This is a genomic window from Methylomarinovum tepidoasis, from assembly GCF_030294985.1.
GTDB lineage: Bacteria > Pseudomonadota > Gammaproteobacteria > Methylococcales > Methylothermaceae > Methylohalobius > Methylohalobius tepidoasis.
The window spans coordinates 128,024-140,467 of record NZ_AP024718.1 but is presented as its reverse complement, the minus strand read 5'-3'; the positions used below and the strand labels follow the sequence as shown (position 1 = coordinate 140,467).

Genomic DNA, 12,444 nt, shown 5'->3' with positions numbered 1-12,444 from the left:
TTTATGGAGTCGTTTTCGCGCTTGCCGGGACGACGGCGTCCAGCGCCCGGCGTGCGTTTTCCAGGATGCGGGGCGTCAGGGACTGGCGGTAAACCGGAAGATCGCGGCTCAGGCGGCTGAGCGTCTGAAAGCGCAGGGCCTCGGCCCGGCGGTCCGGAATCTGCAGGGGAAAGCTGTTGTTGAGCAGGCTGAAGAAGGCCTCCGCGGGGGCGAGCCGCCTGATCTCCCCTTGTCCCCGCGCCAGCACGATCATGGCGTCGGGGCGTCGGGGGTGCGGGTCGGTCTGCAGCGGCAGGGCGAACTTTCCGGGCCGGTAACGGTCGGGATCCCGGGGGCGGCGCTGCCAGCCCAGGGTTTCGATGCTGTCCCGCCACAGGCGGATCTGGGGAATGCCAGGCTGAATGGTCAGCTTCTCCGCCTCGATGATCAGCAGGTCGTCGCTGAGCAGTCGCCAGCCTTGGGACGCCAGGGCGGCGGCGTAGGTGGACTTGCCGGTGCCCTGGGGGGCGAGCACCGCCAGGGTGCAGCCGTCGCGGGTGGCGGCGCTGCCGTGCAGGCAGACGTAACCGAGCCGGGGCAGCATTTCCAGCAGCAGGACGTTGAGGATGACCTGCCGGATCGCTTCGGCGTCCAGCCGTGGTCCGGGCTGGAAGTGGATCGTTCCGGCCTGCGGGTCGAGCCAGGCCCGTCCGGTCGTCAGCTGAAGGCGTGCCCCGCGGCCTTCGCCGCGATAGATCCACAGATCCGTTTTTCCCCGGGCGGGGGGCAGGCCGAGGTCGAAGTCGCTGGCCAGGTTCAGACCGTAAAGTGAATGGAAGTGGGGCGTCATGGGCCGGCGGGTTCGATCAGCCCCTTTTCGGTCATGTGCCGGATCAACGCATTGAGATCCTTTTCGGCCTGCTCGGGGGAGACCTCATAGTTTTCCAGAATCCATTCCAGACATTCGCCCAGGCTGTCGCCTCGCTTCAACATCTGCCAGATCCGGGTTCCCAGGTCATCGAGGCCGTAGTAATGGCCGTCTTCCAGGTTGAGCAGGACGGTCTCGTTTTCCAGTTTTTGGAACAATACGTGATCGGGGATGTGGTAACGCTGGTGTCGGTTCATGAGTTCGGGCTCACTGAATTGCTTTGTACGTCCCAGCCGATATCGTCCAGGGCGGCCCAGTCCAGATCGGTCAACTGTTTGCGCTGGCCGTTGCCGATGGTGGGATCCATGGCCGCTTCCTGGGGCTGGCCGTTGACCGTGCTTTGGGTGCCTTCGGCCCAGTGACCGCCGTCGCTGGTGACGTTTGGCGCCGCGCCGTTATTGGCAGCCGTGGCGGCCGGTCCGGTGAACGTACCGTTCTGGATCTGAGCATCCCAGGATGGGGCGCTGCCGATGCCCATGACGTGTCCGATCTCGTGCAGGGCGACCGAGTAAAAATCGTAGCCGCTGAACGATTCGGTGGTGCTGGGATCTGGGTCGATATACCAGTTGTTGAAGGCGTTGTTGAAGGTGATGGTTCCAAATGCAGGCTCGAATTCGCTGTCGGAGACGGTTCTTGGAAGATTGTCGCCTTCGAACCACACAGGACCGCCCAGGCCCAGAGTGCCGGATCCCAGGTCCCGGGCGCCGAGATAGATGGTGAGCGTGTCCGCCGGTGATGCCTGGACAGTTACCTGTTGGTTAGGGTCGGAAGGATTGGCGATGGATGCGCTTAGACCCGATGTATCCGCCAGGGTGTCGGTGATCCGGCTTTCGTACACGGCGGCGGCGCTGTCGAGGATGTTCTGGATGGAGGCATCGAAAAAGGAATCGCCGTAGGTGTAATCGAAAGCGATGTCGAACGCGGCCGCCGGTCGGGTCAGGGCCAGGGTCAGGGTGACGGTCAGAAGCTGTCGGCGCATGATCTTGTTACCTCCAGATTCAGTAACAGCGGCATGAACATACACAAGCAATTTTAACGCCGTTTGCATATGTCGGTGATTTTATTTTGAACTGTATCGGAGGGCTTGTTGTCGGGCTTTCGAGTGTAAAAAAAACTGACACTCAGGAGACATCGGGATGTGTGGCCCCGGCGGTGGTTTCTGCACACAGTCCGGCCGGAATGTCGCTGTCGGGGAGATGGCGATGGATGCGCTCCGGTTGCAGCTGCCGGTTGTGGCGCAAGGTTTCATACAGCAGGTTCCTCTCGGGGCCCTGCAGATGAGGGTGGACCGCCAGGAGCAGGCGGAGCAGGGACCATTGGATTTTCGATTCCCAGGGAGCCAGTTGGAAAGCGTGGTGCACCGAGTGGCGGAACAGCGCGTCCATCCGTCCCTGGGCGATCCGGATGGTGGCGATGGCCAGCCAGATCCTGGCGTCGGCAGGCTGCGCCGCCGCCGCGCGGAGCAGCCATTGCAGGGAAACCCGGTCGATCTTTGGGTTTGGCCCGTTGGTAAAAGCGTGCCGCCAGTGATTGAGCCGGGCCAGGTTGACCCAGGCCCAGGCGTTGCCGGGAGCGAGCGCAACGGCCTTTTGTTGCAGGCGGTAGGTTCGCTGCCATGTGCTCCGGGGGACGGTTCCGGCGGCCTGCCAGCTTTGAGTTCGGGCGTGGGATTCGTTGCTGATGTAATCGGAGGCTGACAGACGGAACGCCAGCACCTGCAGGGTGGTCAGGCCGGGGAGGAGGAGCGCCCACAACGGACGGGGCAGGGGGGATGCCGGTTCGGCCGAAGCGGGAGTGGCGCAGATCCATGCCAGCGCCAGCAGGAGGGTGAACAAGACCGCGTTGGCGGGGATCTGCAGGCTGAAATCCACGGTGGCGTGCAACAGCATCATCAGGATCGCGGTGAGCGAAGCCAGCGCCATGGCCCGTTTCCAGGGATGGCGGCTGCGCCGTAAGGCGATCCAGCCTTGCCACAGGGAAAGGATGACCAGCGATCCGAGAATCGCCATGCCGGTCAATCCGGCCTCGGCGGCCAGCTCCAGATAGTCGTTGTGGGCATGGTCGTAAAATCCTTTGACATCGCCCTGTTTGTAGGCCGGCAGCATGACGGCGTAGGTACCGAGGCCGGAGCCGGTCCAGAGGAAGTCCCGCCAGTAGTGCAGGGTGTCGCGGGCGATTTCGTCACGTCCTTCGCTGGCTGGGGATGTCTGTTCCATCCGTTGGGCGACCCGCTCCAGGCCCACCAGTGAGCCGATGATGAAAACATCCAGGATGATCATGCTGGCGATCAGAATCAGGATGGCCGGCCGGGTCGGGCGGGGCCAGCGGATGAAGGCCAGGATTCCCGCCAGGTGCAGGCCGAGGAAAAAAATGCCGTTGCCCATGCGGGAGCGGGAGGCCACGATGCCGATGGCGGTGACCAGAAGGGCAAGGCGCAGCCAGATTTTGTTGCCTGTCAGCCAGTTCAACAGATTGCGCCAGCGAATGCGGGAGGAGACCGGCCGCTGCCTGTCCTCCAACTGGGCCAGGATCGCGGCTACGGTCACCATGGCGGCCAGAGCCAGGTAATTGGCGAAATGGTTGCGGTTGACGAAGGTGCCGGTAGCGGTGCCGACATAGGCGAATTTGGGGATCAGAAATCCCAGTTCCAGGCCGGTGAGCGTCATCGCCGTTCCGTACACCGCCTGCAAGGCGGCGCTGGCGGCGATGACGCCAGCCAGCAGGCGCAAGCGGCGCCGGGAGTTGACCAGGGCCAGGGTCAAAAAGAACCAGGTGGCGTAGCACAGGCCCTTGAGCCATTGGACGAAGGTGTCGTGGGGGGAAAGGGACAGGGATGCCCAGCGTTCGGCTGCAAGCGGTGGAAGGTACTGCAGTTCGGCGGTCTTGGGAGACAGCCGGGATAACAGTTCGGGGGGGAGGGGAATCAGCTGGATCAGTCCCCAGACCAGCCATGCCCCCCAAAGCCACAAAGCCGGTTTTGCGGTCCGGATCGCGGCAGGCAGAGGCTGGCGGTGACGCAGCTGGTGCCACAGCCAGACCTGGAGCAGAAGAAAAGTGAGCATCTCCAGCAGACCCCATGCTTCCGGGCGGTTGCTGGCCCGGGGCAGGGGAATCCACACCAGCAGGGCGAGGAAGCAATGGAACGACCAATTGGAAATCGGTCTGCTCATTCTCCCCCTCTCAATAGTTTAGTGCTCTGTGAGGCGTAAAGCCGGAAAAACCGTCCAACGGTCGGGTACTCGGAATCCTCAGGATGGAAAAAGGCCTCGGATCGGAAGACGATGATTTGAGCTTCCGGCATGCCTTGGCGAGCTCAGCGTATTCGTCACGGTGTGTACGGCAGAACTGCGACAGCAACATGGCCCCGCCGGGGATGGCGATACCTTTGCGGTGACGGCGGCGGATCAGGGCGTGCAGGGCCGCTTCGGTGACGACCCGCCGGTCCCGTTGGGTCAGCCTGGGCCAGCTCGATTCCCCCAAGTGGACGATGCCCAACAGGATTTTGGTTTTCCAGGGGGCGTGGTGAAAAGCTCGATGGAGGGCGATGCTGAAATCCGGGCCGAATTGTCCTTGAAATGCGAGCGTCGCTGCCTGAAGCAGCCAGTTTCCGGCCTCGCTGGGGGCGAGCCTCAGCGCCTGGCGGGAATATTTCCGGGCGCTGGCCAGAGGCCCGGAATGTTGGCCCGTAGTGTCGGCCTGATACAAATGGACCCTGGCCAGAGTGAACCAGGCGTGATGGTTGGCCGGATCGAGCCGGGTGGCCAGTCGTTGGCGTGGGAGGATTTGTTCGGGCGAGGACTCGTCCAGTGCAGCTTCGTCGATCTCGGTGAGCAGGTCGGCGGTTCCCCAACGCAGGGCAGTGAAAGCCAGGGCGAGACAAAGTCCGATTGCGGTCAGGGCGAGGGTGGTAGCCATCCGGGAGCGGTCATGGGTATGATCGGGGGAGTAAGGAGGCTGTGCCCGGTGACTGCATTTTTCATCCCGTTCGTTGGATACGATCCAGGCCAGGGCCAATAGGGTCAGCCAGGTGGCCGTATTGGCGGGAATCTGCAGATTGAACTCGACCGTGGCGTGCATCAAAGTGGCGATGGACGCCATCAGGATGCCGAATCCGTAGCCGCGGCGCCAAGGGGAAGGAGAGCTGATCGCCTGCCAGGCCTGTCTGAGACAAAATAACAGAAAAGCGCCGAGCAAGGCGACGCCAAGGATACCGACTTCATTGAGGAACTGCAGGTAATCGTTGTGCGCGTGGCTCCAGATGCCTGAAATTTCGGCCTGGAAGTAGCGGGGGACGACGGCATAGTTGTTGGGTCCCGTGTGATCATATTCCCAAGAGGAGCTATCCTTTGTTCCGTGCTTGGGATGTTCTGAGCGAGCTGATGGCAGAGTCCCAGGCCGGAAAGACGACTCAAGCTTGATGGACGAGGAGGAAGTCATGGTCATCCGTCTCCACAAGAAAGCCCGCACCACGCCCGAGATCCGCCGGGAGATCCAGAACTCCAAGCTGCCGGCCACGGTTCTGGCCAGGAAATACGGGGTTCATCGTCATACCATCCGCAAGTGGCGCCAGCGCGATTCGGTCGAGGACGCCTCGCACCGGCCCCATCGCATCCATGCCACCCTGACCCCGCAGCAGGAAGCGATCGTCGTCTGTCTGCGCGAAACCCTGCTGTTGCCCCTGGATGACCTGCTGGCGGTCGTTCATCGCTTCATCTATCCCGAGATGTCCCGCTCGGCTCTGGACCGGCTGCTGCGCCGCCATGGGGTTTCCAACCTCAAAGAACTGATCGCCGCCAAGGAAGGAGAGAACGCCCCTTCCAAGGGCAAGAAGAAGGGCTTCAAGGACTACGAGCCCGGGTTTGTCCACATCGACATCAAGTACCTGCCTAAGATGCCCGACGAGAGCCGGGGCCGTTACCTCTTCGTCGCCATCGATCGGGCCACCCGCTGGGTCTACCTGGAAATCCATCCCACCAAGGAAGCCAGGGTCGCCGCCGCCTTCCTCGAGCGCCTGATCGCCAAGGCCCCCTTCACAATCACCAAGGTCCTGACCGATAACGGCAAAGAGTTTACCGACCGCTTCTGTGCCACCGGGGAGCGCGAACCGACCGGCCGACACCTTTTCGACCAGGTCTGCCAATGCCATGGCATCGAGCACCGCCTCATCCCGCCCAAACACCCCCAGACCAACGGCATGGTAGAACGCTTCAACGGTCGGATCGCCGAAATCCTCAAAACCACTCGCTTCCAAAGCAGCCAGGATCTGGATCGGGCCCTGATGCAGTATGCCAGCGTCTACAACCATCAGATCCCCCAGAAGGCCCTGGGACACATCTCACCAGTACAGGCCCTCAAAGACTGGCAGAAGAAGCGGCCGGAGCTCTTCAAAAAACGTGTATATAATCTCACGGGGCTTGACACATAGTAACTTCCCAGTCCGGAACCGGACCAGGGATAATCCTGCCAATAACGGAGGGAACAGGTATCGAGGATGCCGCGTTCCCCCATGTTTTCCGTCTGTTCCAGGCGGTGGACGACCTTGTCCAATCCGACCAGGGAGCCAATGAAAAAGACATCCACAATCAACAGACTGGAGATCAGAATCAATACCGCGGGCGAAACTCGGCGTTTGCCGAAAAAGAGCATGAGGCATGCGGTCGACAGCAGGGCGAAAAAGAACGAGGCGTTGCCCATCCGCGAACGGGTCATGACCAATGCCACGGTCATGACCAACAGCATCAGTCGCAGGCGCATGCCAGGGCCGAGGAACCAGTCCAACAGGTGCCGCAGACGTTGGCGCCAGGATCGGCGGAAGGGGTTCGGAGCGCTTTGAGCCAGCAGGTGTCCCAGGCCGACGGAGAGGCATAACACCAGGTAATTGGCCAGGTTGTTCCGGCTGACGAAAGTGCCGGTGGCGCGGTGCCAGAAAGTTGGCTTGGGTCCTGGAAACCCCCATTCCAATCCGGAGAGCACCATGAAGGTGCCATAAAGCGCTTGCAGGGTTCCGGCGGTCACCAGGACCAAGACCAGGGTTTTCACCCGCTTACGGCTGTCGATGAGCGCCAGGGTCAACAGGAAGATGCCGGTGTAGGCCAAGGTTTGCAACCATCCCAGTCGGGTGGCGTGGTTTTCCAGGGTGAGCGGGGCGGTTGATTGATGGAGGACAAGGTATGCTTTGGCCGCCTCTGGTGAAATCCGCGCCAAAACCGAGACAGGCAGAGGCAATAGCTGCAATGCCACATAAAGGGACCATAACGCCAATGTGATCAGGGCGGGCCTGGCCGCCCGCAGGGCTGGCGTCAGGGGCCGGTTTCCCCGGTACCATTGCCACAACCAGACCGCGACCAGCAGAAAAACGGCACCTGCCAACACGCTGCGGAAAGGAATGCGGTTGCCCCCCATGGGTAACGGCAGCAAGAAAACCAGGGCCAGGAAGGCCGCATACAAAGGGTCATTCCGGTTCCGTCGGATCATCGTGGCGGGTTCGTAAAGGCTGATAGCGTTGGGTGTTCAGCGGATCGTCGTCCACGATCCGCCCATCGACCTCGACCCAGGCGTGGGCTTTGATGCCTTTCTTTTCCTTGCGGACCCCGATCCGCAATACCGCCGGGTGGCCGTGGCGTTTCAGGAAATGATGCAGCGCAATGCTTCTGGGGAGGCAGGTGGGACGGTAAATATGATGGGCGGCGGCGATCTGAAAGCAACGTACCAGGACATCCAGGGAAGGGGATTTTCCCCGGGGTGCCGGGGGAGGAAACGGCCGCCGGCGGAAGCGGGCCAGCAGCAACCGCCCCCAGGCTTCGGCGATCCAGGGCAGTTGGTGCAAAACGAAGCGCAGTTTTTGCGCTCTCCTCATGGTTTTCCCATCCGAAACACCCGGTCGGCGATTTCCAGGCTATGGGGGCGATGGCTGACGAGGATCACGGTTTTTTTGGCGAAGCGCTCGCGTGCCGCCTGGAGGAAACGGCGTTCCCCTTCGGGGTCGAACTGGGACGTGGCCTCGTCCAATACCAGAATGGGGGCGTCCTTGATCAATGCCCGGGCCAGGGCGACGCGCTGACGCTGCCCGCCGGACAATCGTACGCCATCGGGGCCGATTTCGGTCTCGCCTCCCCTGGGCAGCGAGGCGATCAGCGCGTCCAGTTGAGCGACCGCACAGGCGGCTTCCAGCTGTCTGCGATCCGCTTCCGGATTGCCGTACAGGATGTTGGCGAACAGGGTGTCATGGAACAGACGGGTGTGCTGGCCGGCATAGGCGATTTGTTGGCGGACGCTTGCCGGGCTGCATGAGGTCAGACTGCGGCCGTTGATGGTAATGATGCCGCTGTCAGGATCGTAGAAGCGCAGCAACAGGGCCACCAGAGTGCTTTTGCCGCTGCCGTTGGGGCCGACGAGGGCGACGGTGGTTCCCGCCTCGATGGAGAGCGTCAGGTCATTCAGGACTGGCGTCTGACCGGGATAAGCGAAGGATACCCGGTTGAAGAGAATGTCGCCTTCGGCGTCCCGGCGCCGGAGCCGGTAACCGTGATGTCTCTCCGGTGGGGTCTCCAGGATCGCGTTCAGCCGCCGGGCGGCGGCGCTGGCCTGCTGCAATTTGCCGTAAATGCCGCTGAGGGAATTGAGGGGATAGAACAGCAGCAGGGCATACATCAGGAAGCTGAATTGCCGGGCCGTATTCAGCCGCCCGTTGACCGTTTCCAGAGCGCTCCAGGCAACGGCTGCCACCAGGGCGGCGGCGATGGCGCTCTGGATCGCCAGGGTGAATAATGCCTGCCCGATTACGTAACGGCGACTGCGCTGGAAGACCTGCTGTAAGCAATCGCGGAAACGAACGTTTTCGAAAGTTTCGCGATGGAAAGCCTTGATTTCCTGAATGCGGGCCAGGTTGTCGCGGGCGCAGGTGAGGGCTTCGTCGTAGCTGGTAAGGATTTGGTCGGCCAGCCGGTGCAGTTTTCCTCCGAACCAGCGGCTGATTCCATAACCTGTTGGTAACAAGAGGGCCAATGCCAGTCCTGGAAGTGGGGCCAAAGCGGTCAGTATGCCGATGATCGCCAGCAAGAGAAGTGTATGAGGCAGCAGGGGAGGGAGCGTGAGCGCCAGAAAACCGGCGACATGGGCGGCTTCGTGGTGGAGCAGCACGCTCAGATCGCGCCGTGAATGCTGATGGAAAAAACCCAGGGGCAGTGACAGCAAATGGGCATGGATCTTTTCCTGCAGCCGGGCCAGCAGGTTTTCGTGGGCGGTGCCGATGAGGCAGGAAGCGAAGAAACTCAGCAGGTTTCGAATCAGGAGCAGCGCCAGGAACAGGGCAAGGGATTGCCAGGGGATGGCGTCTGCTGTTTGCGGCTGCAGCAATTCATCGGTGATGCGTCCTGCGATCCAGGGGGCGACCAGGAGTGCGCCCTGGGCGAGGCCTTGCAATCCGATTCCCAGGGCGATGTGCGGCCATACCGGACGCAGAAAGGGGAACCAGCGTCGTAAAGGGGCAAGGCGCATTATCGGACGGGACATTCACGCGCACACGGAAGACAACAGCCGGGCAGGGTTGTCGCTTACCAGGCGTCTGGCTGCGGTTTCTCCGATCAGATCCGTGGCGACGGCAAGTCCATGGCGCAGTCCCGGGGGGCGCCGCTGAAGATTGTGACAATCGCTGGCCAGAAAGTGGACCTGACCTGCTTGCAGGAAGATCCTGGCCGCTTCATAAGTGTGGGCACCGAAGATTCCGGTCAGGCTGGCCGCCGTGACCTGAATCAGGCAGCCGGCCTCGATAAAGGCTTCGAGTCTGCCCGGATCGGTTTGCAACGGGCGCAGGCGTTCCGGGTGCGCCAGAATCGGGCGGATACCCTGGCGGGTCAGCCAGTGAATCAGATTGATCGTGCCATGGGGAATCCGCTCGAAAGGCAGTTCCAGAAGAAAGGCGGGTTCCCCTTCCCATTGGCCGCAACAGGGCAGGGCGTTTTGCCGGGCCAATGTCAGGATATGCGGGCCTATATGCACTTCGGCGGCCAAACGGATCTCGATGGCCAGTCCGTGCTGGACGACCTGTTGCCGGAAAGCCCGAAAACGCTGTTGCAGGTCCGGCCATGGCAGATCGAAGGGTGGGCGTCCCAGGTGGGGGGTGAGCCATTGAATCCCGATGCCTTCCCTTTGACTCGTTTCAAGCATGGCCAGTGCCTCTTCGGTTGTGGACGCTCCATCGTCCACACCGGGGAGAATGTGACTGTGGATGTCAATCAGTCGCTCAGGCACTGCCAGAGGGGGTGATCCGGGCGTATTGATAATCCCCGTAGGTCCCGCCGTAGTAGCCGTGGTAGCCGTAATAGGCGGCTTTTTCCAGATCCAACTGATTGAGAATGATACCGGTCGGCCGTTTTTCCACGGTTTGTAGCCGTTTCAGGGCGGCCATCACTGAATTGATCGGCGTATCGTCGGCTTTGACGACCATGGCGATGGCATCGCTCAGGCGCGCGATGACCAACGGATCGCTGACCGCGTTGATGGGCGGGGTGTCGAAGACGATATGGGCGAATCGTTGTTTCAGTTTCGCTACCAGTTCCTGGAAGGCATGGGACGACAGCGCTTCGAGGGGGTGTGGCGGGGTCATTCCGGCGGCCAGATAATAAAGGTTGCCTTCCTGCTTGTCCTGAACCAGTACTTCTTCCAGGCGGGCCTCCCCCAGGAGGACCTCGGTCAGGCCTTTGGGCGCCTTGGTTATGAGTTCCCCCAGTCTGGGTTTGCGCAGATCGGTTTCCAATAACAAGGTGGTGTCCAGCTTGGCGAAGGCCATGGCCAAATTGCACGCCAGCGTGGTTTTTCCTTCGTTGGGTACGGAGGAGGTAATCATGATGGTTTGTGGGGGGCGGTCAAGATTGGAAAACAGCACCCCGGTTCTTATATAGTTGATTGCCTCGACGAATTTATGCGGCTGGCCGCTGCGGTAAACGCACTCTGGAGGCGAGCCATGCAATTCTTTGTTGTCGAGCAGGGGGGTGACGCCGAGCAGTGGCACCCCGATTTTTTTCTCGACGTCTTCTTCCGTTTTGACCGTGTTGTCCAGATATTCCCTCAGGAATGCGATCAATACCCCCAAAAATCCCCCCAGCACGGAACCGACAAAAAGGATCTGGGCTTTCTTCGGCTTGAATGGCTTTAGGGCCGGGTGTGCCTTTTCGATCACGGTGATGTTGGGGAGGTTGTAATTGTGCTGGGCTTCCAGCTGGCGGGCTTTCTCCAGAAGGTTTTCATAAAGTTCCCGTTGGGTCTGAACGTCGCGTTCCAGTTGGGCCAGCTTGAAACTTTTGTCCTGATAGCGGATGATGGCGTTCTCCTGGTCTGCGATCAATCGTTTCAATTCCTGCTCTCGCGCCCGCGCTACCTCCAGTTCCTTGCGCAAGTTGGCGGCGATCTTGTCGATTTCCTGACGTAGGGCTTTACGGGCTTCCTCGAGGGCGGAATTGGCCGCGATCATTTTGGGGTGTTTGGGTCCGTAGCGCTCCGACATTTCGCGGACTGCCTGCAATCTCTGGACCAACTGGGCCTTGAGCTGTTCGATCACCCGGTTGTTGAGGACCGAACTGACGGATTCCAGACTGGTGCCGCTGTCGAGAATCGCTTTGACCTGGCGGTAGCGGACTTCCAGTTCGCTGCGCTGTGCCTGGGCCCGGACCAATTCAGCCGAAAGGGATGCCAGCTTGGTTGCTGCGATTCTCTGGGAGTTTTCCGTATCGATAAGGTTTTCCTGGGCCTGGAAACGCTGCAGGGCTTCTTCGGAGGCCTTCAGTTTGTTTCGCACCTCTTTGAGCTGATCTTTGAGCCACTGAGTCGCCGCTTGGGTGGTCTCCATTCGGGATTCGACCGAGAACTGGATATAGGCCTGGGCGATGGCGTTGGCGATCTGGGCGGCCAAAACCGGATCCGGGGCGGTGTATTCGACGGTGATGACGGCACTTTCCTCATCCCCCGTCACCTTGAGGTTGGAAAGCAGCAGATCGACATAAGGCGCCAGCGGGTCCATTTCCCGGATTTCCGCCCCCTCTTTTTCCGGCGTTTCCGGCAGCCAGGCTTTGGGAATCCAGGCACGCCAGTCGATTTTTGGCAGTTCAAACAGTTTTTTGCGATTGGCGCCGGTGAAGGTGGGATTATGGACCAGATCCAGCTGGCGAATGACCTTTTCGGCGATGGCGCGGCTGGCGATCAGTTCGTACTGGGTCTTGTAGAACACCCAGGCCGTGTTGACCGATTGGTAAGGACCGACTTGGTCGGCAACACGCTGCATGACCGGTTCGGCGATGAGCCGGACGCGGGACTTGTAAAGGGGTTGTGCATTGAAAGCAATCAGAAAGGCGATGAAGAACCCAAGCAGAACGAAGGCAAGGATGCCCCATTTGTGGCGTTTGAGAATCAGCCAGTAGTCGAGGAGGCTGATTTCTTCCTCCTCGTCTGGAATGGGATGAGGCAACAAGGCGGTGTTTGACCGGGTGTCGGCGGGCAATGGCGTCAATTTCGGGACCGGATACTGCATAGGGCAATCTGCGTTA

Annotated in this window: 10 protein-coding genes and 1 pseudogene; 1 reads left to right on the top strand and 10 read right to left on the bottom strand. The window is 60.8% G+C overall.

What is annotated here, in order from left to right:
• Nucleotide 1 precedes the first annotated feature (1 nt).
• From MIN45_RS00685 to MIN45_RS00665, 5 genes are all read right to left on the bottom strand, one after another.
• Nucleotides 2-829, bottom strand: a complete 828-nt coding sequence (locus tag MIN45_RS00685) for a hypothetical protein (RefSeq protein ID WP_286292710.1) — start codon at nucleotides 827-829, stop codon at nucleotides 2-4.
• Nucleotides 826-1,104 (bottom strand): PqqD family protein, encoded by a 279-nt coding sequence (locus MIN45_RS00680; RefSeq protein WP_286292709.1) that lies wholly within the window; start codon nucleotides 1,102-1,104, stop codon nucleotides 826-828. Before MIN45_RS00680 ends, MIN45_RS00685 begins: the two co-directional genes overlap by 4 nt.
• The gene (locus tag MIN45_RS00675; RefSeq protein WP_286292708.1) at nucleotides 1,101-1,886 is read right to left on the bottom strand and encodes a peptidase M10A and M12B matrixin and adamalysin; all 786 of its coding nucleotides are present in this window, start codon (nucleotides 1,884-1,886) and stop codon (nucleotides 1,101-1,103) included. Before MIN45_RS00675 ends, MIN45_RS00680 begins: the two co-directional genes overlap by 4 nt.
• 142 nt (nucleotides 1,887-2,028) lie before the next feature.
• A complete protein-coding gene (locus tag MIN45_RS00670) occupies nucleotides 2,029-4,077 on the bottom strand; it encodes an O-antigen ligase family protein (protein ID WP_286292707.1) in 2,049 nt (682 codons plus the stop codon).
• 10 nt (nucleotides 4,078-4,087) lie between these two features.
• Nucleotides 4,088-5,005: a tetratricopeptide repeat protein gene (locus MIN45_RS00665; RefSeq protein ID WP_286292705.1), complete on the bottom strand. Its 918-nt coding sequence runs from the start codon at nucleotides 5,003-5,005 to the stop codon at nucleotides 4,088-4,090.
• A gap of 337 nt (nucleotides 5,006-5,342) precedes the next feature.
• On the opposite strand from MIN45_RS00665, the gene MIN45_RS00660 reads away from it, so the two are divergent.
• Nucleotides 5,343-6,332, top strand: coding sequence for an IS481 family transposase (locus MIN45_RS00660; protein ID WP_286292703.1), 990 nt, complete (start codon nucleotides 5,343-5,345; stop codon nucleotides 6,330-6,332).
• Between the two features lie 14 nt (nucleotides 6,333-6,346).
• Here the strand turns inward: MIN45_RS00660 and MIN45_RS00655 are convergent.
• The 5 genes and pseudogenes from MIN45_RS00655 to MIN45_RS00635 all read right to left on the bottom strand — a co-directional run.
• Nucleotides 6,347-6,634: pseudogene (locus tag MIN45_RS00655) on the bottom strand (O-antigen ligase family protein); the annotation flags it as partial.
• Between the two features lie 724 nt (nucleotides 6,635-7,358).
• Nucleotides 7,359-7,763: a lasso peptide biosynthesis B2 protein gene (locus MIN45_RS00650; protein ID WP_286292702.1), complete on the bottom strand. Its 405-nt coding sequence runs from the start codon at nucleotides 7,761-7,763 to the stop codon at nucleotides 7,359-7,361.
• A complete protein-coding gene (locus MIN45_RS00645) occupies nucleotides 7,760-9,418 on the bottom strand; it encodes an ABC transporter ATP-binding protein (RefSeq protein WP_286292701.1) in 1,659 nt (552 codons plus the stop codon). Before MIN45_RS00645 ends, MIN45_RS00650 begins: the two co-directional genes overlap by 4 nt.
• Complete coding sequence (locus MIN45_RS00640) at nucleotides 9,419-10,156, bottom strand: tyrosine-protein phosphatase (protein ID WP_286292700.1); 738 nt, start codon at nucleotides 10,154-10,156, stop codon at nucleotides 9,419-9,421.
• A complete protein-coding gene (locus MIN45_RS00635) occupies nucleotides 10,149-12,428 on the bottom strand; it encodes a GumC family protein (protein WP_286292699.1) in 2,280 nt (759 codons plus the stop codon). The genes MIN45_RS00640 and MIN45_RS00635 overlap by 8 nt, the downstream gene beginning before the upstream one ends.
• Between the last annotated feature and the right edge of the window lie 16 nt (nucleotides 12,429-12,444).